17 protein-coding genes are annotated in these 23,356 nt (G+C 40.1%); 4 read left to right on the top strand and 13 right to left on the bottom strand.

Annotation, left to right across the window (positions count from 1 at the left end; genetic code table 11):
* Window positions 1-5 precede the first annotated feature (5 nt).
* Together BN7444_RS01990 and serC are read right to left on the bottom strand one after the other, a co-directional pair.
* Window positions 6-1,184 carry a phosphoglycerate dehydrogenase gene (locus BN7444_RS01990; RefSeq protein WP_068455045.1) on the bottom strand — a complete coding sequence of 393 codons (1,179 nt, stop codon included), beginning with the start codon at window positions 1,182-1,184 and terminating at the stop codon, window positions 6-8.
* A complete protein-coding gene (gene serC / locus BN7444_RS01995) occupies window positions 1,177-2,262 on the bottom strand; it encodes a 3-phosphoserine/phosphohydroxythreonine transaminase (protein WP_068455048.1) in 1,086 nt (361 codons plus the stop codon). The genes BN7444_RS01990 and serC overlap by 8 nt, the downstream gene beginning before the upstream one ends.
* A gap of 279 nt (window positions 2,263-2,541) precedes the next feature.
* On the opposite strand from serC, the gene BN7444_RS02000 reads away from it, so the two are divergent.
* Complete coding sequence (locus tag BN7444_RS02000; RefSeq protein WP_068455050.1) at window positions 2,542-6,723, top strand: S-layer homology domain-containing protein; 4,182 nt, start codon at window positions 2,542-2,544, stop codon at window positions 6,721-6,723.
* A gap of 101 nt (window positions 6,724-6,824) precedes the next feature.
* On the opposite strand, the gene BN7444_RS02005 is transcribed toward BN7444_RS02000, so the two are convergent.
* The 4 genes from BN7444_RS02005 to ilvD form a co-directional block, all read right to left on the bottom strand.
* A complete protein-coding gene (locus BN7444_RS02005; protein ID WP_068455053.1) occupies window positions 6,825-8,048 on the bottom strand; it encodes a Fic family protein in 1,224 nt (407 codons plus the stop codon).
* A 654-nt stretch (window positions 8,049-8,702) separates the two neighbouring features.
* The gene (locus tag BN7444_RS02010) at window positions 8,703-9,683 is read right to left on the bottom strand and encodes an ornithine cyclodeaminase family protein (RefSeq protein WP_068455064.1); all 981 of its coding nucleotides are present in this window, start codon (window positions 9,681-9,683) and stop codon (window positions 8,703-8,705) included.
* A gap of 119 nt (window positions 9,684-9,802) precedes the next feature.
* Window positions 9,803-10,030, bottom strand: a complete 228-nt coding sequence (locus tag BN7444_RS02015; RefSeq protein ID WP_068455066.1) for a tautomerase family protein — start codon at window positions 10,028-10,030, stop codon at window positions 9,803-9,805.
* Window positions 10,031-10,090: 60 nt separating this feature from the next.
* Complete coding sequence (gene ilvD / locus BN7444_RS02020) at window positions 10,091-11,770, bottom strand: dihydroxy-acid dehydratase (RefSeq protein ID WP_068455069.1); 1,680 nt, start codon at window positions 11,768-11,770, stop codon at window positions 10,091-10,093.
* A gap of 275 nt (window positions 11,771-12,045) precedes the next feature.
* Here ilvD and BN7444_RS02025 point away from each other — a divergent pair, with 275 nt between their 5' ends.
* The 3 genes from BN7444_RS02025 (at window position 12,046) to BN7444_RS02035 (ending at window position 14,934) form a co-directional block, all read left to right on the top strand.
* Complete coding sequence (locus BN7444_RS02025) at window positions 12,046-12,903, top strand: LysR family transcriptional regulator (RefSeq protein WP_068455071.1); 858 nt, start codon at window positions 12,046-12,048, stop codon at window positions 12,901-12,903.
* Window positions 12,904-13,384: 481 nt separating this feature from the next.
* Window positions 13,385-14,149, top strand: coding sequence for a Fic family protein (locus tag BN7444_RS02030; protein ID WP_068455076.1), 765 nt, complete (start codon window positions 13,385-13,387; stop codon window positions 14,147-14,149).
* Between the two features lie 59 nt (window positions 14,150-14,208).
* Window positions 14,209-14,934 carry a Fic family protein gene (locus tag BN7444_RS02035; protein ID WP_068455078.1) on the top strand — a complete coding sequence of 242 codons (726 nt, stop codon included), beginning with the start codon at window positions 14,209-14,211 and terminating at the stop codon, window positions 14,932-14,934.
* A gap of 493 nt (window positions 14,935-15,427) precedes the next feature.
* On the opposite strand, the gene BN7444_RS02040 is transcribed toward BN7444_RS02035, so the two are convergent.
* From BN7444_RS02040 to BN7444_RS02070, 7 genes are read right to left on the bottom strand one after another with little or no spacing between them, the layout of a single operon-like run.
* On the bottom strand, window positions 15,428-16,780 hold the full coding sequence (locus BN7444_RS02040; RefSeq protein WP_068455079.1) for an MATE family efflux transporter: 1,353 nt from the start codon (window positions 16,778-16,780) through the stop codon (window positions 15,428-15,430).
* 41 nt (window positions 16,781-16,821) lie between these two features.
* The gene (locus tag BN7444_RS02045; protein WP_082941213.1) at window positions 16,822-17,091 is read right to left on the bottom strand and encodes an AAA family ATPase; all 270 of its coding nucleotides are present in this window, start codon (window positions 17,089-17,091) and stop codon (window positions 16,822-16,824) included.
* Window positions 17,079-18,821 carry an ABC transporter ATP-binding protein gene (locus tag BN7444_RS02050; protein WP_068455085.1) on the bottom strand — a complete coding sequence of 581 codons (1,743 nt, stop codon included), beginning with the start codon at window positions 18,819-18,821 and terminating at the stop codon, window positions 17,079-17,081. Before BN7444_RS02050 ends, BN7444_RS02045 begins: the two co-directional genes overlap by 13 nt.
* A gap of 1 nt (window position 18,822) precedes the next feature.
* On the bottom strand, window positions 18,823-20,535 hold the full coding sequence (locus tag BN7444_RS02055) for an ABC transporter ATP-binding protein (protein ID WP_050198508.1): 1,713 nt from the start codon (window positions 20,533-20,535) through the stop codon (window positions 18,823-18,825).
* A 3-nt stretch (window positions 20,536-20,538) separates the two neighbouring features.
* Window positions 20,539-21,954, bottom strand: coding sequence for an ABC transporter ATP-binding protein (locus tag BN7444_RS02060; RefSeq protein WP_068455087.1), 1,416 nt, complete (start codon window positions 21,952-21,954; stop codon window positions 20,539-20,541).
* Window positions 21,955-21,966: 12 nt separating this feature from the next.
* Window positions 21,967-22,653, bottom strand: a complete 687-nt coding sequence (locus BN7444_RS02065) for an energy-coupling factor transporter transmembrane component T family protein (RefSeq protein ID WP_068455090.1) — start codon at window positions 22,651-22,653, stop codon at window positions 21,967-21,969.
* Entirely contained in the window at window positions 22,654-23,247 is a 594-nt protein-coding gene (locus BN7444_RS02070; protein WP_001005732.1) for an MptD family putative ECF transporter S component, read from the bottom strand. It lies immediately after the preceding gene.
* Window positions 23,248-23,356: the final 109 nt, after the last annotated feature.

Below are 23,356 nucleotides of genomic sequence, written 5' to 3' on the forward strand. Positions count from 1 at the left end.
AGCTCCTAGAAAAACCGCACGCGAACCACGCCGTCGATGTTTAAAATCTTTTCACGCAGGCCTTCGTGAACGGGCGAGTCGATGTCGATCATGGTATAGGCCCAGTCCACCCGGTGGCGGTTCAAGAGATTGGCGATGTTAATTTCCTCGTCGGCCAAGACCTTGGTGATTTGCCCCAGCATATTGGGAATGTTGCGGTGATTTACCGTGAGCCTGCCCATGCTGTTGCAGACCCCCATATTGGAATCGGGGAAGTTCACCGAGTGGCGAATGTTGCCGTGATCCAAATAATCCACCAATTGGCGCACCACCATCATGGCGGAATTTTCTTCGCTTTCCGGCGTGGAGGCGCCTAAGTGGGGAATGTTAATGGTGTGGGGAAGCTTCACGGTTTCCGGATCGGGGAAGTCCACGACGTAGTTCACCACGACGCCGGCGTCCATAAATTTCTTCAGGGCCTTTACATCCACCAAGCCGCCCCGGGCGATATTGATGAGGCGCATCCCCGGCTTGGCAATGGAGAGCAGCTCTTCGCCGACGAAATTTTTCGTATCCGCCGTGTAGGGAATGTGGAGGGTGACGTAATCCGCCTTGTTAAAGAGAATTTTCGGATCTTCCACCACGTCCACGCGAGTGTCTAAGTTCAAGGCGTTGCCGATGGAGAGGAAGGGGTCGTAGCCCACGACATTCATGCCCATGTCGATGCCCATTTTCGCCACACGGCGGCCCGTGGCTCCCAGGCCGATGACGCCCAGGGTCTTGCCCATAAGCTCGGGCCCGGCGAAGCGCTTCTTTGCCGATTCCACATCCTTGCCGATGGCATCGCCCTTGTAATTTCTCACCCAGTCGATGCCGCCGAGAACGTCACGGGACGACAAGAGCAGAGCCAAAAGCACCAGCTCCTTCACGCCGTTGGCATTGGCCCCCGGCGCCTTGGTGACCACGATGCCCTTTTCCGAGCAGCGGTCGATGGGAATATTGTTCACGCCGGCGCCGGCACGGCCGATAAAGCGCACATTGGGGCCGAATTCGTAATCGTGAAGATCGGCACTGCGCACCAAAATGGCGTCGGGATCTTCCACATCCGGCGAGGCGATAAAATTTGCCGGCAAAAGTTTCAGCCCTTCCTTGGAAATATTGTTTAAAGTCTTAATCTTATAGACCCGTCGTTCGTCATTAGCCACGTTGCACCTCAAATTCTTTCATGTAATCAACCAGAGCCTTCACGCCGTCGATTTCCATGGCGTTATACAGGCTCGCCCGCATGCCGCCGACGCTGCGGTGGCCCTTGACATTAAACAGGCCCTTGGCCTTGGCCCCGGCGACGAAATCGGCATCCAGATCCTTGTCCCCGGTCACGAAGACCGCATTGGTCAGGGAGCGATCCTTGGCGGGAATATTATTTTTAAAGAGAGCGCTGTTGTCGATGGTGTCATATAAAAGCGCCGCCTTTTCCCTGTTCCGGGCTTCCATGGCCTTTACGCCGCCCATTTTCTTCACCCAATCCAACACCAGTCCGCAAATATAAATGCTGTAGCAAGGCGGGGTGTTGAACATGGAATCTTTGTCCAAATGAGTCTTGTAATCCAACATGGTGGGCAGCGCGCCCTTTTCCTTTTTCAAGAGATCCTTCTTCACGATGACCACGGTGACGCCGCTGGGCCCCAGATTCTTTTGCGCACCGGCAAAAACCAGGCCGCAGCGATTCACGTCGTAGACCTCGCTTAAAATATTGGACGACATATCCGCCACCACCGTGCCCTCTAAGGCCGCCAGGCGATCCGGGGCGAGGCGGGTGCCGTAAATCGTATTGTTGACACAGACGTAAGTATAGACGCTGCCCGCATCCGCCACGGATTGATCGACGGCGGGATAGTAGGAAAAATTATCTTCCTCGGAAGAGGCGATGGCCTTCACGGGATAAAGCATGGCCGCTTCCTTATAAGCCTTCTTCGCCCAAGAGCCGGAGATCACGTAGGAAGCCGTTTCGTCTTCGGACAAAAGATTCATGGGGATCATGGTAAATTGCAGGGACGCGCCCCCTTGCAAAAAGAGCACCTCGTGATCATCGTCCAGAGAGAGGAGAGATCGAAGAGATTCCTTGGCTGCTGCATGAATGGCGCCGTACTCGCTTGAGCGGTGACTCATTTCCATCACCGACATGCCGCAGCCCTTGTAGTTCAGCATATCCTTCGACGCCTGCTCCAAAACCTCCACCGGTAAAGTGGCGGGGCCGGCGGAAAAATTAAATACTCTTTCCATAAGATACCTCCTACTCAGTAATCACTGTAAAGCACTAAAGCTTTTTGAATATTGCCTTATTATACGCCTTTAGAGAGAAAGAAACAATATGGCGGCGAGAAATAATAAAGTATATGGACGGCGACGGCCCTTCAACAATCGAATTTTTCGATACACCCCCCCGAACGAAAAATATTTTTCTATAGAGTGGAAATACGATAAAACAATGCTTTGCAATCCGTATAATAGATTCTGGGAAAAATAACTCGCCGACACTTCGGCCAATGAAAAGGAGGATATATGAAACGAACACTGGCCCTATTGATGGCCCTACTGCTCTTTCTGACGAGCACCGCGCCTACGGCAAAAGTCTTTGCCCAAGGCGAAATGCCGGAAACGGGTGGAAAGGCAAGATTTAAAACTATTTTGGAAACACCGAACCCGGATATTACCGGCGGCAAAGAAGGCACGTTGCCTGCAAATGGCGGCGCCATTAAATTCCGCTACGACTCGGTAAATGTAAAACCTGATGCCATGGAATGCGCTGTCGTAAAAGATGACAAGCCGTTAACTGATTTTAAATTTGACTTAATCGTCGCCCATGACGGTCAAAACATGAACGGGGTGGAATATTCCGGTCACCTGCCGGAAAACAAAACGCCCAAGGATGTGGTCTACAAATTCTATATTAAGGAAAAAGCAGACACAAAATATGACGAAAAGAACGTCATTACCATTACGGTAAAGGCGAAGAATACGGCTGAACCTAAGATTACGGGAATCAAGGCCTCCGAGTTTGTTGTGGCGCCGGATGCTGATTCCCGTTATGTCTCCGTAACCCTTACCGGGGACAATCTGTCGAAAGATAGCGTTAAAGCTGTCACCAAGAAAGACGGCGTAGACACCGATGAAATTAACTGGAACTTTATTCCATTCAAGGGATTGATGGCGTCGGCGGAGATGCCGGCCGCGCCGGAAGATAAGGACATCGTCTACACCACCACTTTCTCTACGGCAAACGGCTCGAGTCGAACCGTGAAAATTACGGTCAAGGCAAAATCTGGCGCAGCATCCACCGAAAAGACCTTGACGGGCATCACCATCGACCCTAAAAGTCTTCCTAAAACCGGCGGTGATGTGGAAATAACGCTACAAGGCGAGAACTTAGAGCCGACGGATATTACGCCTTCCATCTATCTCATAGGCGAAGGTCCAAAAGAGTTCCCCATTACATGGACTGAAGTTTCAGGTGGCTTGAAAGGCACTTTGACAATTCCAAAAAATACTTCGGGTGTCGAACAAAAGTACTTGATAAAATTTATTTTGAATAATGGCACGAGTAAGCCTGTTAAAGAAAACATCGTCGTTACGACAAAAGAAGGACCGGTCGCACCTGCCGTACCGACAGTCAAAGGCTTAATTGCAGATCCCACAAGCCTACCGACAGCGGGCGGAAATGTCGCCTTAAACGTCATAGCGGAAAATGCCAAGGCAGGCGATATTCAATGGACGGTGAAAAAAGACGGTACACCTGTACCTGACCTTACGCCCGTCGCAAAAGACGACCGTAACTTCACCCTCGCCCTGCCGAAAAACGACATGGACAATGACATCACCTACACCGTGGAAGCCAAGGCGGAAAAGGATACTCAAGCGCAAAAGGCCACCATCACCGTGGCAAAGAAAGAAGCGACACCCCCGGTTACTCCAACTTCAGAGATTATTATGATGGCCGAAGTCAATGAACAAATTGACGCCGCCGCTTCTGAAAAGACATTCAATGTGATCGCCACACCACCCACCGATGCCAATAATGTGAAACTGCACATCACGGCAAACGGAAAGGATGTAACCCTTCCCTATACGGTCACGGGAGATAAGGCGAGAAAATCCGTCACCATCAACTTCCCCGAAAACAAAAAAACTTCCCCCGTCGTTTACAAAGTTACCTTTAACGCCACGGGAAATGACACCGTCTTCCAAGATGATCCGGTAGCCACCTTTACCCAAGCCGCCGGAGAAGCCGTTAATGCAAGCATCAGCAGCATTTCCGCCACCAATGACCAGCTGCCCCTGGCAGGCGGAGATACCACCGTTACGATTAAAGGCACGGATCTGGACAAGGCAGAGCTCGTGACGAAGCTTTTTAAAGTAGAAAACGGCACAGAAACGGAAGTGACGCTCGGCAACTACATGAAGGGCAGCTTCATTGGACGCGACACAGTAAAATCCGCTTCCTTCACCTTCCCGGAAGTGAACAAGGACACGAAATTCGTCTTTAAAGCTTCCGTGGACGGCACCAACTTCGTCGAAAAAGCCATTTATCAAACATCGGAAGGATCCAATCGCGAAACGGAATCTCTCGTCCCTAAAAAAGTCTTTACCATTAGCGACCATTCTCTCGTCGTCGATTTCCACGAACCGGTGGAAGAAGCCCGCGCCAATGCCATTATAAAGAATGTGCATATCCTCGCGGGAAGCGACACCATCAATTTAAGCGCAGACGACAAGGTCACCTTTGACGGCAACACCTTGCGCATCGACTTTAAGGATCCGATCTTTAAGGATAAGAAAACCTATAAGCTGGTCGTCGACGCCCGTGCCTTTAAACTGAAAAGTGATACGGAAAACAAAGCCTTCGAACAAACCATCACAAGAGATACACCTTATATCGAAGACGCCGAATTTGAACAAGGTTACAAGCTTGAATCCGAAGGCGGAAAAGTCGTCCTGAAGCTGAAAGGCTACAATCTCCCCGAGGATTTGAAGGTAAAGATTCTTGAAAACAACAAGGAAAAGACAGACCTCAAGGTGACCCCCGAAATTACAGGCAGCCCCAACGAAAGAACCATTACCTTTACCGCCCCGGCCAACACGACGGATCGCGTACAAAGCTACAGCGTCCTCGTTTCCACCGACGGCGTACAATACTCGTCGGAAGTTTCCAACATGCAAAACCGCTTCCGCCGCATGGTGGTTTCGGTTCTGCCGAAAGACGCAGAAGCCGACGCGCCGCAAATCGACTTTATGCAAATTCAATCCTACGGCAATGCGGACGACGGCGATATTACCCACACCAATTTGCCCACGGGACAAGAATCCAAGAAGACCTTGGTCTGGATCTACGGCGCCAATTTAAATGCCGACCACACCCGCCTGCGCCTCATCGACAAAAACGGCGTCTACTGGTCCCCGATTTACGACGCCACTCAAGACAGCGGCACCCGCATCCTCATGACCATGCTGGACGGCATCCACGGCGGTACCCCGGGCATGACGGGCAAGGGCAACAATATGCTTATGGAAGTTATCTTGCCCCGGGGCTATCAACCGGACAAATGGCCGGGCTATGAAGAAGGCACCACCTTTAAATACGAAGTCGCCCCCGACGGCGTGAACTTCGACAGCGAAGTCACCGTCACCGCCACCGTTCGCTTCGACCACGAAGACTCCAAGAAAAATATCGATAAGGAACTCACCGAGGTTATCGTCCGCCACGTGGACAAAGACGGCAATAACATCATCAAACCTGAAACGGTTAAAGCCTACAATCATCTGCATCCCTGTGACCTTCAAAAGCTCTTGCCCTTAAGAGACAAGGACGGCTTTAGAAAAGATTTCGAAGGCTACAAGGTTCCCGACACCGATGAAATCGTCAAAGGCAAGACCGGACCCAACCACTACGGCCCCGCCTACTACGACGGCAAAACCGTTGAACAACTGAAAAACAAGAAGGGCGAAATCGTATTGGTTTACGGAAAGGCAGAAAAGCCGGTGGATCCTTCCACCCCCTCCGATCCTTCCAACCCCTCGAACCCGTCGAACCCCTCGACGCCGAGCAAGCCCGATTCTCCTTCGAACACGGGATCCGGCAGCGGCTATTTCATTCTTCCCTCGACACCGACGAAAGAAGTAGCGAAACCGGAAGAAAAACCGGCTCCCACAAAGGGCTACATCGCCGGTTACCCGGATCACACCTTCCGCCCGGCCAAGTCCATGAACCGTGCCGAAGCCGCCGCCATCTTGGCAAGACTTTGCAAGCTCACCGGTGGAGACAGCACCAAGCCCGACTTTAAGGACGCCGACGGCTGGTACAACGCCGCTATCAACGACGTGGTCAAGGCCGGTTATATGAAAGGCTATCCCGACGGATCCTTTAAGCCCGATCAACCCATTACCCGCGCGGAATTTGCCGTCATCCTCTCCCACGTCTTAAAAGACGAAACCACCCCCAGCCCCTTTAAAGACACGGCCGGCCACTGGGCAAAGGATGCCATCGACAAAGCCTACGCACAAGGCATTATTAAAGGTTACGGCGACAACACCTTCCGCCCCGACGCACTTGTCAGCCGCGCCGAAGCTGTCGCCATGGCAAACCGTACCTTCCGCTTACAAAAAACCGTCGTCGAAAATCCCTTTACGGACATTACCTCCGATCACTGGGCATACAACGACATCCTCACGGCTGTAAGCAACAAATAAAAACTGTTTTTTAGGGAGTACATCATGTACTCCCTTTTTTCTTGCAATGAAACAGTCCATTCAATTAACAAAAAACCACCCGAAGGTGGTTAAAAAGTTATTTACAGTTTACGAATAAAGGACTCGTTTAAAACATAGGTGATGGGCCGGTCCTTTGTCCTCTTTATATAGCCGCTTTTTTCCAGTTCCTCAAATTCCCGGGACGCCTTGTACTTGCTGATGTCTTCATTGAAAAAATCCAAGAGCTCTCTTCGTTCCATGCCGGAATTGTAATCGAAGTGGTAATTTTGAGCCAGGAAAAACATCGTGCTCCTCTTAAATTGCGTGTCCAGCTCGGCATCTTCTTCGATGCACCTTTCCGCGCGGTTTAATTTTTCCAGATTTCTGTTCAGGTAGTCGATGATATCTTCCTGTCCCGCAATGAGCAGTTTGAAAAAGGCATCGATGAAGAAATTCATTTCTCCTCGGCTTTGAGGCAGATTCGTCTTGCTGAACGCTTTGTAGTAATCCGTCTTTTTAATCCACGATCCACGAGCCAGGGACATGGCGGTAAAATAATTATACTTTTCGACTAAATAGAGGCTGCCGATAAAGCGACTGAGACGGCCGTTTCCGTCATAAAAGGGGTGAATGTAGCCGAAGTAATAGTGACCGACGGCGATTCTCAGAAGCAGATCCACGGTATCGTCGGACATGAAATCGAGAAGATGGTGCACTTCCCTTTCGATCTCCCTTTCACCGAGGATGCCCCGGTGAATAATCTCGCCGTCCACGGCGTTGAATTTTTGGACATAGACCACTTCTTTTCTAAAGTATTTTCCGTCCGGCCTGTCCGAGTCTTCTATTTCTCCCGACGTGACTTCATCGTAAATCTTTCGAATATCGTCGAGATCTTTCGGCGTTTTCAAAGAGTCCTTCAACAAAAGATAGGAGTTGATCATGCTCGAGAAGCGGTCATTTCCTCCACGGCCCGATGTGACGATCTTTCGCGTGGTTTCCGCGATCTCGTCTTTGACGGACTGCACGCCTTCGAGCTCGTTTGTGCTTTGGAGTTCGCCGGAAATAAGCTCGATCAAAAATGCCCTTTGCGCGACGACGGGCAGTTGACTTTGCAAGTCGTTTAATACAGTGTCGTTTTGTCGGATGCGATCGATGTGCCTTGCGGTGTCGCGATTATAGACGTAATAAAGCTCATAAGATTCGTCGTGACCATAGGGCGTGATATATAGCTTGGTTCTCAATGTCTCTTCGAAATTCAGACGACTCTTATAAGTCGATTCAAAGTTCTTTTTGTCGGCGTAAAAAACCTTATGCAGATACATCATGAAATCACCCCCGGACGCAACTGAAATTTTCTTACGAATCCCTTTTATTATACCACCGTAAAATCAAAAAACGCCGCTTTTTTGAAAAAAGGAGTCGCGTTCTGCATCTCTTATTTTCGAAAACGGCCCTTTTCGCAAATTACGATTCGAAATCTCGTTCCTATTTTTCGATTATCCCGCTTTTTTAATTTAAGGACCGCCATATTTTTTCAGGGCATAGAAAAAGCCGGACTACATTTACAATCCGACTTTTTAGTGGAGCCAGCAGGGATCAAGCATATAGGTTTGTAAATCGCATGAAATAGTTCTTTTTCTATCATATTGTGCAACCAGTGTGCTATGGATCATGAAAAATAGATAAATCAGGCAAAAAATAATTCAATCTATCGATCATTAATTTCGAACGGGTGCCTTAATTTAATATAAATACAAAGCATGGTTACAGTTACAAACATCATCGGTTCTCTTGTACTGAATGCCCTACCATCGTCGTGCCATTAGATTATAACTTCATGTGGTTGTGAATGAAGAACTCTGCTAAACTATTTAAATAATGATCGAAAAACCATTGTGAATTTTTCCTTTATAGCGTTTTATCCCAATTTTAAAGGGCAGTTGCAAAATAAGCCATCCTATTCTACAACAGCCCCTATTTTACCAGTTCATCCCTATTCCGGCTTTTTTTGCTTTATCATAGATTATTTTAGACGCTACTAAATCTTGAGCTGCAACACCAACCGTTTCATAGACTATAATTTCATCGTCATTTTCTCTTCCTTTGATGGTTCCATTAATAACATCGCCAAGACTTCCTTGTATGTCATTTTCAGTAATAATTCCATCACTGATCGGAATCAAAAGATCACCCGTCTCTGCAAGAGCTGCCTCTTTAGAATCGCATATTATCTTTGAAGCTCTCTTTAAGATTTCCGGATCCATCTCGTGCTTATGAGGTTCATATGTGCCTACACAGCTAAGGGTTGCGCCGGCTTTTACTTTTGTGCCATCAAATACCGGTTTCGACGAAGGAGTGACCGTGATGATTAAATCAGCATCTTCAATGCAATCGTCCGAACTTTTTGCCGGTACAATTTCTGCACCATAATCTGCTAATTCCTCTTGCATTTCTTTTGCAAATGCTTTGCACCGTTCTTCATTTAAGTCAAAAATTTTGACCGTTTCCAATTTTCTCGCTGTAAGCATCGCTTCGAGTTGTGTCGCTGCTTGACCGCCGGTTCCTATCATGGCGCCTTTTTTACATTCTTGCTTAGCAAGTAGATCGAATGCGGCACCTGAAGATGCTCCCGTGCGAAGTTGCGTAACATAGGTTCCGTCCATTAACGCAATGACATATCCATTGGTTCCGTCAATCAGGAGAACTTGAGCCGGGGAGGTCATAAGTCCTTGATCAATATTATTGGGGAAAATGTCGATAACCTTTATACCTGCTACATCTAAATCAGGTGCGTAGGAAGGCATAAATATGAAGGTATCGTTATCTTTTCCGTTTATGACTGTGCGCAGTGGTGCGTCAATTGTTTGATCGACTGTCATTTTGAAAGCTTTTTTATTTGCTTCAATCATGTCTCTCATTGTTACAACGCTTTTAATATCTTCTCTTGAAAGTAATAGCATATCTTTCCTCCAAATCAGGTAAACTATATTTTTCGAATGCTATGTTGACCAATCACAATGTAGGCGCATCAAAATTCAGAGCCTCTAGTAATGAGCCTGATCATAGCTTTCAATGTGTTCTATTTAAAATTGATATAATCGGAATCAAGTAACAATTCTTCTTTAGAAAAACTTGATTTTGTTTTTGCCTCAAAAGCTTCAGGAGCAATCTCTTCTACCGATACGGAGATATCACCTTCCTTCCAAGTTCCGGAAGTTTCTGCAAGTGCCGTCCTAACGGATTCAGCAAGCTTTTTCTTCATATCATCTTCTTTTCCGGGATATAACTTAATATTGATATGCGGCATGTTTCTTCTCCTTTCCTGCAATGGCAGAATAATATAATTTTCTGATCAGTCTATTTAACTTTATTCGTGATGGTAGTTGTAATCAGCATCTAATGGCCAAGGTTGCATTGCGCCTCCTTCTTCAGCAGGTCTGCAATTTTGCGCATAGATGTTCAGTACGCCCTTTTCTTGTTTCAATGCCGGACGAACCCAAGATTTTCTTCTTTCCTCTAGCACTTCATCTGAAATCAAAAGATTGACTGATCCGCCGGCAATATCCATTTCTATTTCATCACCATTTTCAATTAACGCGATGACACCACCATCATATGCCTCCGGTGAAACGTGGCCGACAATGGCTCCATAGTTAAAGCCGGAAAAACGTGCATCCGTAATCAATCCAACTTTTTTGTCAAGTCCCAAGCCGATCAAAGCATCGATGCTTAGCATTAACTCTTTCATTCCCGGGGCACCCTTGCATCCCTCATAGCGAATAACCAGAATATCACCTGCAACAATATCTCCATTCATGATTGCTTGATAGGCATCTTGATCGCAGTCATAAACTTTTGCTTTACCCTTGATATAGCGCACTTCTTCATATACAGCTGTAGGTCGCACAATGGACCCTACCGGCGAAATGTTTCCACGAAGTACTTTAAGTCCGGGTTCTTTTGAAACCGGATTTTCAAGTGAATGAATTACTTCATTGGGCACATCTTTTACAGTTTCTAGAATATCTGCCCAAGTATTTCCATAGATTGTGGGGGCATCGGTGTGCAATTTACTTTCCAATTGCTTCATGACGCTCTTCACGCCGCCTGCATAGTGAAAGTCAACTACGGTATAGGGACCACTTGGTATAACCGCATTGATGCAATAGATTTCGTTTGCATATTTTTCAAAATCATCTAAAGTAAGTTTGATTCCCAGTTCATAAGCATATGCCAAAATATGGAGCACAGCATTCGTGGATCCCGCTACTGCCATGTCAAACATAATGGCGTTTTCCAAAACGTCCCTTGTGATTAAATCTTTTGGAGTACGCCCCGACTTCGCAAGTTCAACCATATATTTGCCCGCTGTTCTTGCAGCTCTAATACGTGCATTATCAGAGGCAGGAATTGTTGATGTTCCGGGCATGACAAGATTTAATACCTCGCCTAACATTTGCATCGTGTTCGCTGTTCCCATCGATGGACAGGCACCAAAGGAAGGACACACGCACTCTTCCATATCGAATAATTCTGCCTCTGATGCGCCTGAAAATCTCGCCGTATCCAAGTCGGCTTCTACTACTGTCTCCCCACGATAGTTGCCTGCTTGCATAGATCCGCCGGTTACAACCATGGCCGGGATATCCAGCCGACAAGCCGCCAGATAGCATCCTGCAATAATCAGATCGCAAGTGGCTACACAACAGATTGCATCAAAGTTATGTACTCTGGATACAAATTCAATGGACATGGCGACAATATCTCGCCCTACTTGCTCGTATTTCATTTCATCGGCGCCATTTGCCACATTACCACAAGTTGCTGGAATTCCGAATTCTACAGGGATTCCGCCTGCGGCCCAGATTCCTTCTTTCACCGCTTCTGTCACTTGACGAAGGTGTGCCGTTCCGGGGGAACCTGCCATGTAGGAATTTGGTATGCCGATATGTGGTTTCTTGCGAATATCTTCATCCGAATAACCGGCAGCTTTCATCATGACACGTCTATGTGCCGCCTCAGCTCCGTTCCAATAACTACAACCCATCCTATAATCTCCTTTCTGCTATTTCATGTTCTTTTGAACAACTTCATCATATGCGATTTTTATATCAAATTGAAGAGTGAAAGATTAATGTCAAACTTAACATTTTCTTAAGGACGGTTTTTTGTCTGATTATCGGTTGTAAATTCACATTTAGTGAACGGTATTATTAGTATAATTAACGACGTTAAATTTCATCTGCATTGCAGAAATTTGTTTTTTCTACTAAAATACAACAAACGAGAGGTGTTTATTAACTCAATCGGAGGTTATTATACATGTCAAAAATCGATTTCATCTTGGATGTCTACGAGACACATAGTATTTCTAAGACAGCTACTAGATTAAATTATACTCAATCTGCTGTCAGTCAAGCCATTAGCAACTATGAAAAAGAAATTGGTATCGCACTCTTTAAGCGCTCAAAAGCAGGTATGACACCTCTCCCCGGAACGGAGAAAATTTTTGAGGAGTTAAAAAACATACAATCGTCTCGGGCACACATCGAGCAATTTGCTGCTAAGATTAGTGGGTTGGAAGTAGGGCTTATACGAATTGGCACGATTCAGAGTATTGCTTACCACTGGCTACCTGGAATTTTGAAAAAATTCACGGCTCTATATCCTAAAATTACCTTTCAGCTCTACGTTAGTAGTTTCCAAGAATTAAATTATAAACTTCAAGAAGGAGAATTAGACTGCATCTTTACTTCAGAATACGCTGCACAAGACCTACCCAACACAACACTTGGTGAAGATGAATTGATGCTTGTCATGCCCAAGCATCACCCGTTATCTAAGAAACTTATGATTTCCTTTTCGGATGTGATGGGACAGGATTTTATTATGTCTGCAGATGATACTGACTATGAAACCGGGGAACTTTTCCGTATGTATAGAATGGAACCAAATGTTCAGTTTTACATCAATGAAGACTACACTGTCATTAAAATGGTGGAGCAGGGATTTGGAATAGCCATTCTTCCTAATTTGTTGCTCTACAATATCCCGTTTGACGTGTGCGTACGCTCATTTACGGAACATTATAAACGTAAGCTTGTAGTGGCACGTTCTTCGACAGTTGAAGCTTCTCCTGCTTTAGAACGGTTTATAACTTTCATTTCGACTCAGCATTAAGAAGCAGAAGCAATTTTCGATTGATATAGCAAGGATTTAGGCTCTATCACATCCATTGGGGAGCATTCTCCTCAATGGATATTTTTGTGCGCTTTAGCATGAATAAAAGAAGCCAGGTTTACACCGGATTCCCCAATGATTGACATAGAATCTTTTTTAATTAAAGGGCATAAAAATAGCCGGACTGCATTATAAGTCCGGCTTTTATGGTGGAGACGGCGGGGGTCTAGGATATAGGCTTATAAATCGCATGATAAACCCGTTTGGAATAAATAGTGTGCAACCAGTGTGTAACGATAAATAGTCAGTGTAGTGTTCTGTTTTCAAACTAAAGAAAACTTTAAATTAGAAACGAAAGGCTTTCTGGATTTTTTCAATTGATTGCTACTCAATTTCATTCAGATATTCAATGTTTGTGATAGAATTTAGAATGATATTATAGCAGAATATAAAGAGCATAAAATGTCAGGAGTGAGAGTAAATGAAGAATAAACTTCAAGAATTAGAAACTAGAAAAAGACATTTGAATCAAAAGATACAAACCATTTCACAACATTTTTTAACCAGTTACGAGGAAGATTTCGCTATTCGATTCGCTCATGAATCTACAAAGATGGAAGGAAACACTCTTTCAATTTTTGAAGTAAAAACTCTTCTAGTGGATCGAATTACAGTAGGAGGAAAAAAATTAAGAGAACTCTATGAAGTGATTAATCATCAGAAAGCCTTTGAGTATGTAAAAAAAGCGATTTTAGAAAACAGAGAATTCACAGAAGACTTAATCAAAGACCTCCACCAGATTATCACGGAAAATATTTTTCCCGGAGGTGTCTATCGTCAAACTAATGTACGGATCTCGGGTGCTTCCTTTATTCCTATCGATTGGACAGAGGTTAGAAATGAGATGTCATATTTCATAGAACAATATACAATCCGAAAGAAGGATTCATCAACATTAGAACTAGCTGCATGGGTGCATGCAGAGTTTGTCAAAATTCATCCTTTTGCCGATGGCAATGGTAGGACAGCACGATTGCTTATGAATTATATCTTAATGGCCGATGATTTCTTGCCAATTAACATTTCTACAGAGAATCGGGCTGAATATTACGAAAGCCTCGATCAGTACGCTAAAGATCAGAACCTTGAAAAGTTTTTATTTTTGATTTGTGAAGAAGAAGAAAAAGCAATTAAGGATTATGAGATTGAATTACAGGTAGAAAAATCTCGTTCCTTTGAAAGATGATTGTACTGAAATTACTTTAGACTATATAAGCTTTTCTCTGTTTGTTTCGGAGGTTATGAATGAACAATAAGTATAATATGACGCTTTCACAAAATATTGCTTACGCAAAACGTAATTTAGTAGACAGCATTTATAATAGTGCCAAGTTGGAAGGATTAAATGTTACCTTCCCTGAAACTTATACTATTCTTGAAAAAGCGAAGATGCAGAATGTAGATATTTCTGCCGTCAGTACGATTTTAAATTTAAAGCATGCTTGGCAATTTCTTTTAAAGAACATCGAAGAACCCATTACTCTTGATTTCATAAAAAACCTGCATTATGAAATTGCGAAAGATGAAGCGCTTGCCTGGGGAGAGTTGAGGACGGGTCGTGTTGGTATTGGTGGAACAGATTATATACCACCAATACCTGAAGAAGGCGAAGTAAAAACAAAACTTTTAGCATTCGAAAAAATAAATAATGCAACGGAAAGAGCGATTGAACGAATGCTGTGGATGATGAAAGCTCAACTTTTTTGGGACGGAAATAAACGAACTGCTTCACTTATTGCTAATAAAGATCTTATAAGCCACGGTAAGGGTATTCTAACAATCAGGGAAAAAGATATTCTAGAGTTCAATACCTTGCTCAGCCATTATTACTCTACAGATGAAAAAACCGATCTAGTAAAAATGATTTACAAAAAAGGAATTTCCGGTGTCGAGTTAAAAGATCAAGCAACTAAGAGAATGAATCTTTCTAAGCCCGACTCGTCATTGAAACATAGTGATTTAGAAAGATAGCTTTAAAGCCACTGTCTTATCGATGTTCCATCGAGTATGGTGGCTTTTTTGGTCTTGAATTTACAATCTAAGTGCGACGAAAAATGATTCACCGTTTTCCGGTAAAATTATGTCGACGAAAACCAATCAACCGGGGGGGATGATGAATCATTATTCTCATTTTACACAAAGATTATGCCTTCAGCGTGCGACGAAGTGTGCAACCGTTCGAGATTATTGGAGACAAAGTGAAAGCCATTTGCTATTTCAAAAATAACAAATGGCTTAAATAAGCGGTTTCAAGATTATTTGAAACCCTTTGAAATGGAATGGAAAGGAAATCATATATTGATAGAATTTCAGCCTATGGGTGCAAATCGATACCTATGGGTGCAAATGAGGGTGCGTAGGTGCAATTCAATGGGTATGGGTGCAGCTCCATTTTACAACTAACTATTCCTCATAAATTAAGCCCTTCTACTATTTCAGGTGTCCACGCACATAATAAGAATTTTCATGCTTGTACTTTTTCTTTGCTCATCTTATTTAGTTCTCCAAGCATCATGAAGATTCCAACAACAATCATAATGAAATCAACAAGGGGCTGTGTGAACCAAACAGCTTTTACTCCAAATACCATTGGCAAAAGAATCATTGCAGGGACAAACAGGAACAGCTGTCTAAGCATAACAATAATCCCCGCTTTCTTTCCGTTTCCAATAGATTGGAAAAATGTAATGCTCATGACCATTACTCCATATAAAATAAATACGGAATAGAACAGTCTGAAATTCCCAACTCCCTGTGTTATGATACTTGTTTCTACTCCAAATAAGGAAAGTATCTGACTTGATAACAGCAATGATGGAATCCAAAAGACTGCTGCAAGAATAAGTCCTCCGATAGAAAATATCTTCATTGCTTGCCTTACTCTGTCATATTGCTTTGCTCCGAAGTTTGTTCCGACAACAGGCTGCAATCCTTGACTCATTCCCCAAAGTGGAATGAACGAAAAGGCATATACACGAAGCGATGCTGCCATCAAAATTCCGTTTGGATCTCCGCCATACTTAAATGCCATTTTATAAAGCATAGTCTGTTGAATCATGAACAGAAGCTGCATCATCATAGCTGATGAGCCTACTCCAAACATTTCTTTTTTTATTTCTTCATCGGACTTAATCTTATGAATTTTAACGACTTTACTCTTTTTCAGGAAGTAGTGCAGCGTTACAACCGCCTGAACAAACTGTGCTGTAATCGTTGCAAGGGCAGCACCTTCAATGGCGTATTCACCCATAACTGTCATTAAAATCGGATCAAGAATGATATTCAGTAAAGCTCCAAGTCCCATTATCATCATGGCTTTTTTCATTAGACCTTCGCCACGCATAACCATGTTTGCGGACTGTGTAAAATTTACAAAGATGGAACCGATAAAGATTACTCTTAGGTATCTGATACCATAAGCTTTAATCTCACCTGTTGCTCCGACCATATCTAAAAAATGTGGTGCAAGTAGTATTCCACCAACTGTTATGATCGTCGAAAACAAAATCACCCAGAAAATCAGGTTGCCCATGATTTTATCTACGGTTTTCTGATCTCCTTTACCAATCGCTCGTGATAAAACAGATGCAGAACCTACACCTATGAGTGTAGATACTCCACTATTGAAAAAGGTAAGTGGCATAGCTACACCACAAGCTGTCATTGCAGTTTGTCCTATAATATTTCCTGCAAAAATTCCATCCATTAGTGGATAAAGACCTATTACTATCATTCCTATTACAGCAGGAATAGATAATTGAAAAAGTAAATCTATGGGTCTTTTTGTTAATAATTGTTCTTTCATATCTTGTTTCATAAAATTACCTCCTTTTTTCATCCATATTTTTCAGCCAAATTTTAAGTTTGATCGAAGAATTCCCTAATTTTTTCCATATTCTTTTCATCTTTAATACCATGCCATTTGACTTTTCCATTCTCCATAAACATAAAATAATTACAACAGCATTCTACTAATTCCGGATCATGTGTAATAATAAAAATAGTTTTTCCGTCCTCTTTAAGCCTCATCATTTCATTAGAGACTTCTTTCATATTTCTAAAATCCAAACCACTTGTAGGCTCGTCCAAAATTAAGATTGATCGATTACTCAAATTTAAATCTTCCACTTTTCAGATTGTTTTCTGATTTCAATAAAATCCTTATATATTCCATGTTTAGATGCAAGTTCACTATGTGTTCCTACTTGTTTTATAACACCATCTTTTAAAACAACTATCTGATCAGCATTTTTTACAGTAGAAAGCTTGTGTGCAATTACAATAACAGTTTTGCCTTTTAATAAGTTTTTCAAAGCAATTAATAATTGTTTTTCATTTTCTGGATCTACGCTTGAAGTTGCCTCATCAAGAATTACAAATTTACTTGGCTTTAACATAGCTCTCGCAATAGATATTCTCTGGCGTTCACCTCCAGATAGGTTTGAACCCCCTTCTTGCAAAACAGTATCATAAGCTTGTGGCAATTTCATAATAAAATCATGGCACTGAGCTTTTTTGGCAATATCTATCATTTCTTCATCTGTTGCATTTGGATTACCAAACTTAATATTGTTTTTTATGGTATCATCAAAAAGATACACGTCTTGAAAAACAAAGCTAAAATTTGAAAGCAATTCATCATACTTGTACTGTTTAATATTTAGATTTCCAACTTTTACTTCGCCAGAATTTACATCCCAAAACCTCGCCATTAAATTGCAAAGTGTTGTTTTACCACTTCCTGAAAATCCAACAAGAGCAGTTGTTTTTCCATCTGGAACAAGCATACTTAGATTATTAAAAAGATGTTCTTTTCCATAAGAAAATGAAATATTGTTCATTGATATTTCTGCTTTATCTACTTCTGTCATTTCACCTTCTTCAATTACAGGTAAATTTCTTAAATTTATAACAGTATTAAGATTTCGTACAGCAACACCCTTAATACTCTGCATACTTCCTGCTAATTCAAATCCAGAAAAAACAACAAAACTCATAACAATTAATATAATAGCTTTAGTAACTTCAATATCCCCTGATAAATATCTTATGATAGAACTAAAAATTATCACACAAATACCAAGTTTAAATACTAACAAGAATAAAAACTGTGTTGGAACTAAAATTTTTTCTACAGCAAGGAAGCCTTTGCGACTTTTTGTAATACTTTCGTTTAGTTCCTTAACTGTATTTTTATCTTTTCCAAATGCTTTAGTTATTCCTATCCCATTTACATACTCAAGCATTTTTTCACTTAAATCCAATTTAAGTCCTAACAATCTCTCTGTTAGTTGATCTGTGCTTTTTTGTGTGAATAAGTTTACTAAGGTTCCAACAATCAAAGTCAACAATATAATTATAGCTGTTGCAAAATCATAAGGTAGTATGAAAATAACCATAATTAGTGTCTGTATTGTACCTACAAGCATTTGCTCAATAATAAAAACTCCTATTGTTTCAAGTTCACCTATAACAGTTGACAATGCTCCTGCTATATTCCCTAAAGAATTTGTGCTGAAATATCCCATGTTTACATTTTTTAAACGATCACCAATATATAATCTATTTTCTGCTCCTAAATTGTACGAAGCAATATATTTGTTTTTATCAGCCAGATATCCAAATATAATTTTTCCCACCACACTTATAGCTGCAATAATAAAAACAATATACACATCTTTCATTAAAATGCTTTGGTTCGTGAATATATTTTCACAAATTTTGGTCAAACATAATAGAATTGCACCTAAAGAAACTCCTTCAAATACTCCCTTAAATACATCAAAAATAAGCATTTTTGTTATTTTATTTGAATATGACCCTGACACCTCATATAAAGTTTTTATCAATTCTCTCACTTTATATCACCTCGATTTCTTTAGATTCTGTATATACATCCCACATTTTTTTGTATCTCCCATTTAACTCTAGTAATTGTTTATGAGTGCCTTCTTCAATTACTTCTCCATTATCCACCACAATTATTTTATTTGCATTTACAATTGTAGATAACCTGTGAGCTACCATAATCACTGTTTTATCTTTAATTAACTTATCAATAGACTGTTGAATAACTGATTCATTGTCAGGATCAGAATATGCTGTTGCTTCATCAAGTAGTACAATAGGACTATTCTTTAAAAAACACCTAGCTATTGCAATTCTTTGCTTTTCTCCTCCAGAAAGATTTGCTCCTCCCTTTCCTACAATAGTTTCATATCCATTTGGTAGGCTCTTTATAAAATTATAGCAACTCGCTTTTTCACAAGCCTCTTTAATTTCATCCATACTCGCATCTTCCTTCGCCATCTTTAAATTTTCTAATATTGTTTTATTAAAAAGAAAGTTTTCTTGCGACACATAGCTAACAAGCTCCATATTCTGTTTTAAAGGCAATTCGTTCAAATTTGTTTTTCCAATTAAAATTTCTCCATTAGAAACATTCCAAAATCCTGCGATTAGTTTTGTAATAGTAGACTTTCCACTACCTGAATTTCCAACGATTGCAGTTAACTCATTTTCATTTGCTTTAAACGAAATATTATTTAATACATTCTTTGACTCTTCATATGCAAATGTAACATCTTTAAACTCTACATCATAAGATTTTATATCTCTTACTTCTTCTCCTCTTTTTAAGTTAGGAATTTCCATTATTTTTTTTATTTCTTCAAATACAACTTTTATATTTGCTATTGTTTCCATATGACTCATAGCTTTTATTAATGGTTTATATGAAGCATATGATAGCAATATACACGTGATAAGAGTCCCTACTTCAACACTACCCTTCATAAAGAAATACAAGGAAGCTGGTAAAACGAATACCATAGTTGACGGGATAGTTTCCATAGTTGCTGTCATTGAAAAACAAACACTCAAATACCAATCAAGCATTGCGTTCTTATTCTCTTCAACAGTCTTTCTAAATTTCCCAAATGATGATGCTGATTTATTAAATGCTTTTATAACTTTAATACCATTTACATATTCAACCATTGTCGTATTCATAGCTTTAGCTGCTTCTTGGTATCTTTTAGATTTTTCTTCATAACCTCGCATCATTAACATTGAGAACAATAATCCCAATGGAATTGTAAGTAAATTTGCAATTCCTATTCTCCAGTCCATTATAAAAATTGTTATGATCAATACTATAGGAATGAATATATTAGCAATAACTTCTGGAATCACATGAGCAATCGGTTTTTCCATTTTATCAAGTGTTTCCACCATAAATTGAGACCACTGTCCGCTGCTTTTTCTTTCAACTTCTCCCATAGAAATTTTACTTAATTTGTCAGCTAATAACTTTCTTTTATCTTCAATAATCCTGTAGGCAAGATTATGAGAAATAATAGTAGATATTTCATGAAATAATATACTTGCCAAAAATCCCAAAAATACAGCAAAAATATATGGATAATAATTATTTAAATTTGTATTTTTTGCAACCAAGTTATTAATAATGGCTGCTACAGAAAAATAAGGTATTACACCAAATCCTACTCCTATTATCGCAATGAATACAGCTGCGAAAATCTTGCTTTTATGTCCCTTTAAGATATCCATCTTTTACCTTCTTTCATAAAATCTTTTTATTCTGCCATCGCAAATCTCCAATAATTTATTACATGTACTATCAATCAATTCATTATCATGCGTAACAATAAATATAATTTTATTATTTGAAAATTCTTTAATGACTTTGCTTATTTCGAGCATATTTGTATAATCAAGTCCACTCGTTGGTTCGTCCAAAATAATAATTTCTCTATCCATTAACATCCCCAATGCTACAGAAAGTCTCTGCATTTGACCTCCTGATAAGCACATAGGATGACGATTATCTAATTTTTTAAGATCTAATTTTTCTAGAATATTATCTATTTGCTTTTCATCTATTTTAGAATCAAATAAACTAAATTCATCTCTTACAGATTCAGAAAAAAACTGATGAATTACATCTTGCATAACCATATAACAAAGTTTTCTTCGTTTTTTATATTTTATGGGACTTCCTTTATAGCTTATTTCCCCTTCGTTTTCTTTCAACAGTCCACATAAAATTCTCATTAATGTTGTTTTCCCTTGACCATTTTTACCTGTTATTGCAATAATATCTCCCTTGTTTCCAGAAATATTTATCTTATCTAAAATTTTTTGTTTCTTATTTTCATATTCTAAATTTGAAACTACAAAGTCATCAGATTCACAAAATGTGACAGGATTTGCAAAATCATCATTTTTCTTTCTTACAAAAGTTCTAAGCCCTAGTTTCTTTCGTGATTCGTTACTAATCGAAGAAAATTCCACATTTGAAAAAACATATTTTATTTTTCCGTCTTGTAAATAAATAGCTCTATCAATTAAATCCATTAAATAATAGAGTCTATGTTCAGAAATAATAATTGTCTTACCCTGAGCTTTAAGATTTATAAGCATCTCTCTTATTCTTTCAATGCCATACTCATCAATGTTTGCAGAGGGTTCATCAAACACATATACATCTGGATTGGTAGCATAAATAGATGCAATAGCAAGTAATTGCTTTTCTCCACCTGACATCATAAAAACATTTCTGTTTTTTAATCTTTCAATTCCCAAATCACGTACCACTTTAAAAACTTGTCTTTTTATTTTATCAGGGTTTTCACCTAAATTTTCTAATCCAAATGTTAGTTCACTATCTGAATCTAAATTAAAAAACTGTGTTTTGGGGTTTTGAAAAATTGTTCCCACTTTTTCAGAAATTTCATATATCTTCATTTGTTTTGTGTTTATCCCATTTATAAAAATATTTCCTAATAAATTTCCCTCTAAAAAATGAGGAATCAATCCATTGATTAATTTTGTTATAGTTGTTTTCCCAGAACCAGATTTCCCGCATAATAAGATAACTTCTCCTTGATTAATCTTTATTGAAATTTTCTTTAACTGATCTTCTAAGCTCCTCTTATAGGAATATGAAGCTTCATTTATACTAATCATGTTTTGTACCTCTTATAAAAATAACTTGAACTTTACATTAAAGAACATCAGAATGCATAATAGAATAATTACTATATCCCAAATATTAAATCCTGCATCATCCATAAAAGTCTTTCTTGCAGGATTTTCTATCCCTCTTACTGTAATAGCCTGAGCTAATTCATCTGCGGTATTAGAAGCTGTAACTATTAATGATATTAGTCCTAATTGTATCTTTTTAAATCCAGTCACACCTCTTATTTTTATTGCATCTGAGATTAATATTTTTTCTTCTCTTAAAGATGGAAAATATCTGATGCTTATTGCCAAAGAAATAATCAGGCTTTTTGGAAAATGCATCATTTTTAGGGCATACATAATATTTCGTATAGGATTAGTTTTTATAAGAATTTGACCAACTAAAAAAATCGGTATTAACTTAGGAGCATGAATCACCAATAATCCAAAATGTGCTGAGATGACATCTGGTAGAATCGGCAAAACAAAATATTTCAATCCCTGTAATAATACAAATATAGATAATGCCTTTAAAGATATTTTAACAAGTCCCATAAATAACGCTATAATAGCAACCATTAAAAGAATAAAAACATCTAATTTTAAGCTATTATTTGCAAAGCTAATAATACTAACTGAAATCAAAAAAATGATTTCAGTTAGTGGATTTAGCTTTATAATGCCTCTTACAATACCCTCCATTTACATAATTCCAGCTTTCTCAAAACGTTTTTTGAACATTGCTTTACCTATATATGCACCAATGACTCCTCCAATAAATGCAGTAATGATCATCCCGATAAGTGTTGGAATTGAAATTAAAGTTTGTAATTTATTTACATATTCTGGACTCATTCCCATTTTAATAATAGATTTCATATAAGATTCTTGGAACAACCACATAGGCAATGGTGAGCCAATCAACCCAATGCAAATCAATCCTGAAGATACTATTACGCTTTTTTGACTTTTATATCCCAAAATTTTTCTAGTAATTTCTGCTAAAACTCCTGCAATAACGCAAGTTATGACAATTGTAAAAGTGCATTCTCCTATAGCAAAATATATAATCCCTGTAATTGCTATCAAAAGTAAAGCCGTTCCTGGTTTTGGCACCTTAGAGACCAATAACATGTAAATAAAATTACATATTATGCCTGTCATTGCTGGCCATAATAACCAAAGTATCGGAGAAAACACAGGAATAAACATTACCGCCATTGATAACGCCATGTATATCACCGAAAAAATACCGATGTTAACTAAATCTTTTGTTTTTAATTTTCTTTCATTCATTTGAATACCTCCATTTTTCTTTAGTGAAAATTTTTTAACTTTGTTTACTTTCCTTAAAAACACAGAAAATCGGGATTAACCCGATTTTCATAATTTATATTTAATTATT

The sequence above is a fragment of the Peptoniphilus pacaensis genome (assembly GCF_900088125.1).
Taxonomy (GTDB): domain Bacteria; phylum Bacillota; class Clostridia; order Tissierellales; family Peptoniphilaceae; genus Aedoeadaptatus; species Aedoeadaptatus pacaensis.

Coding starts and splice junctions, on each gene's coding strand:
- BN7444_RS02015 (WP_068455066.1), bottom strand. CDS start 10,030: ATGCCGCATATCAATATTAAGTTATATCCCGGAAAAGAAGATGATATG.
- BN7444_RS02000 (WP_068455050.1), top strand. CDS start 2,542: ATGAAACGAACACTGGCCCTATTGATGGCCCTACTGCTCTTTCTGACG.
- BN7444_RS02010 (WP_068455064.1), bottom strand. CDS start 9,683: ATGCTATTACTTTCAAGAGAAGATATTAAAAGCGTTGTAACAATGAGA.
- BN7444_RS02030 (WP_068455076.1), top strand. CDS start 13,385: ATGAAGAATAAACTTCAAGAATTAGAAACTAGAAAAAGACATTTGAAT.
- BN7444_RS02005 (WP_068455053.1), bottom strand. CDS start 8,048: ATGATGTATCTGCATAAGGTTTTTTACGCCGACAAAAAGAACTTTGAA.
- ilvD (WP_068455069.1), bottom strand. CDS start 11,770: ATGGGTTGTAGTTATTGGAACGGAGCTGAGGCGGCACATAGACGTGTC.
- BN7444_RS02055 (WP_050198508.1), bottom strand. CDS start 20,535: ATGGATATCTTAAAGGGACATAAAAGCAAGATTTTCGCAGCTGTATTC.
- BN7444_RS02060 (WP_068455087.1), bottom strand. CDS start 21,954: ATGATTAGTATAAATGAAGCTTCATATTCCTATAAGAGGAGCTTAGAA.
- BN7444_RS02025 (WP_068455071.1), top strand. CDS start 12,046: ATGTCAAAAATCGATTTCATCTTGGATGTCTACGAGACACATAGTATT.
- serC (WP_068455048.1), bottom strand. CDS start 2,262: ATGGAAAGAGTATTTAATTTTTCCGCCGGCCCCGCCACTTTACCGGTG.
- BN7444_RS02065 (WP_068455090.1), bottom strand. CDS start 22,653: ATGGAGGGTATTGTAAGAGGCATTATAAAGCTAAATCCACTAACTGAA.
- BN7444_RS02040 (WP_068455079.1), bottom strand. CDS start 16,780: ATGAAACAAGATATGAAAGAACAATTATTAACAAAAAGACCCATAGAT.
- BN7444_RS02070 (WP_001005732.1), bottom strand. CDS start 23,247: ATGAATGAAAGAAAATTAAAAACAAAAGATTTAGTTAACATCGGTATT.
- BN7444_RS02035 (WP_068455078.1), top strand. CDS start 14,209: ATGAACAATAAGTATAATATGACGCTTTCACAAAATATTGCTTACGCA.